Below are 2,347 nucleotides of genomic sequence, written 5' to 3' on the forward strand. Positions count from 1 at the left end.
GGCTGGGACGCAGAGGCGCCGCGCTCGAGCGTGAGCCGACTGAACGACAGCTCCGCGATCCGCCTGATGGAGGGTATTCGGCTGTGGCGGCAGCGGCCGGAGCTGCCGCTGATGGTCTCCGGCGCCAGCCGTGATGACGACAACGCGGCGGTGGCCCTGGGCTATGCCACCGCGGCCGTGGCGCTGGGCGTGCCGGAAACTCAGCTGCGGGTGCTCGACTGGCCGACGGATACCGGCCTGGAGGCCCAGGCCGTCCGCGAGGCCCTGGGCGAGGGCGCAAGAGTGGTGCTGGTCACCTCGGCCTCGCATCTGCCCCGCGCCATGCAGCACTTCCGCCAGGCCGGCCTGGACCCTCTGGCCGCGCCCACCCACTATCTGACCTCGCACCCGGAGGCCGGCCAGGGTCGCAGTTGGGTGCCCTCGGCCGCGAATCTTCGCAAGACCGAGCGTGCCATGTACGAGGCGCTGGGCCTGCTGGCCATCGGCTGGGAGCACTAGCGCGCCCTTCGTCGTAATCCCTCGCTTACGTGACCCGTGGTCAATCGAGCGCTGGGCGCTACTCGATGGCGCGGTCGCGGCCCCGGGCCTTGGCGCGATAGAGCCGCTGATCGGCCTGATGGTAGAGCCGATCGAAGTCGTCGCCCTCTTCGGCTTCTGCCACCCCGATGCTGACGGTGAGCCGCCTTCCCTGGGCTGGCCCCGGCAGGGGCATCTCGCGGGTTGCCGCCAGGATGCGCTGGGCAAGCCGCTGGGCGGCGAGTCCGTTGCTGAAGGGCAGCAGGATGGCAAATTCCTCTCCCCCCATCCGAGCCACGCTGTCTGTCTGGCGGCTGCACTCGAGCAGCAGGTTCGCGAAGGCGATCAGCACCTGGTCGCCGACCGGGTGGCCGAACGCATCGTTGATCTGCTTGAAGTGATCCAGATCCAGCAGCAGCATCGAGATCGGCGATGCATGCCGATCGCGGCGCTGGAAATGATAGTCGGCGTCCTCGAGCAGGCGGCGGCGGTTGTGAAGGCCGGTCAGCTCGTCCGTGCGGCTTTGGCGGCGCATCAGCTCCCGTTGCGTGTTAAGCCGATAGAGCATCAGCAGGGCCAGGCCGATGGCGACCACCAGCATCAGCAGCAGCGCCGCCAGCGCCAGGGTCAGGCGCTGCATCAGGCGTCGCTGCTCGGCCGACGCCCGATGGAGCAGCTCGTTGAGTTCGCTGTAGACCCAGGCCAGCCCCTCCTCGATGTCCCTTCCCGGATTCAACAGCGCGCGGCGCTCCGCCTGGGTCATGACCCGGTCGCTGGTGACGTTGGCGATGACCTGTTCCAGCGCCGGCAGTTGGCGGTTGATGGTGTCGAGCTCCTCGATCAGCGGCTGGTATCGGGCGGGAGCGATCTCGCTGCGCTGAAGCTGACTCTTGACCCCCTGCATGCGCAGGGGGATGCGCCACAGCAGGTCGTTGAGCTGCTGCAGATGGATGGTATCCGGGCTGTCGAGCAGGCTGTCGAGGATCAGGCGCAAGCGTTCCGGGTCCTCCTGGGCACGCACCACATCGGTGACCATGGCGGTGTAGTTGGCTCCTATCAGCCGCCGGGCCTCGGAGAGATACACCCCGAAGGCGATGAGGCAGGCCAAGACGATGAAGAGATAGGTCACCAGCAGAACGAGGGGTTTTCTCGCCAGGCGCCTCACCTGACACTCACCTCCCGGATGGCCCAGATCCAGCGGGTCATGGGCTCGGTGCCCTCGCGGACCGCCTCCACATCGTCGGGCACGATCAGCATGAAGGGGCCGAGATCGTCGAGGGCGATGGGCTCGCCATTCAGGCGGGTCACGAAGAGGTACTGTTTCTCGCGTCGCTGCTGCGGGGTGAGAAAGGTCGTGTAGCCGTCATGGGCGATGAATCGCACGCGATCGGCCTCCGCGAGGCCGTGTTCGGCCAGGAGGGTGTCGAGATCCACCCCGGAGAAGCGGCCTGCAGGCCCCTCCGGGTGCCGAAGCTCGGCGTGAATCAGTGGCGAAGACTCGATCTCGTCCAGGGACAGCGTGCGGCTCTCGGTCCCCTCGCTCAGCGTGAGCTCGCTGGCCAGGGCCGGTACCACCCACAGGCAGGCCATCAGGCAAAGCACGACGCGCCACCCGCCCAACTGCTTGTTAAGACTCATGGTTACCTTTCCCTTACGTGTTTGACGGACTTTGTCCCAGTCCGATCACCGGGTCAAGCGGTGGTTGACCGGCATCTCACCTCAGCTGCTCTCGCCTGCTCTCAGTGTGAAGCCCACATCGTGGCGCCGCCGATGGACCGGCTTGCCCGCCAGTCGATTGAGCACCTCTTCGGCGGCCAGTCGGCCCATGGCC

General features: G+C 67.1%; 3 protein-coding genes. 1 reads left to right on the forward strand and 2 read right to left on the reverse strand.

Going from position 1 to position 2,347, the window contains the following annotated elements; all coding sequences use genetic code 11:
* Positions 1-498: ElyC/SanA/YdcF family protein (locus IBX53_RS15795; RefSeq protein ID WP_290911236.1), on the forward strand; the 498-nt coding region annotated here is incomplete at its 5' end.
* Between the two features lie 58 nt (positions 499-556).
* Here the strand turns inward: IBX53_RS15795 and IBX53_RS15800 are convergent.
* Both IBX53_RS15800 and IBX53_RS15805 read right to left on the reverse strand, forming a co-directional pair.
* Positions 557-1,645, reverse strand: a complete 1,089-nt coding sequence (locus IBX53_RS15800; RefSeq protein ID WP_290911239.1) for a GGDEF domain-containing protein — start codon at positions 1,643-1,645, stop codon at positions 557-559.
* Between the two features lie 32 nt (positions 1,646-1,677).
* Positions 1,678-2,154, reverse strand: a complete 477-nt coding sequence (locus tag IBX53_RS15805) for a molybdopterin-dependent oxidoreductase (RefSeq protein WP_290911244.1) — start codon at positions 2,152-2,154, stop codon at positions 1,678-1,680.
* Between the last annotated feature and the right edge of the window lie 193 nt (positions 2,155-2,347).

Source organism: Halomonas sp., assembly GCF_014859505.1.
GTDB lineage: Bacteria > Pseudomonadota > Gammaproteobacteria > Pseudomonadales > Halomonadaceae > Halomonas.

Excerpts from the sequence above, each read along its gene's own strand:
- IBX53_RS15805 (WP_290911244.1), bottom strand. The coding sequence starts at position 2,154 with ATGAGTCTTAACAAGCAGTTGGGCGGGTGGCGCGTCGTGCTTTGCCTG.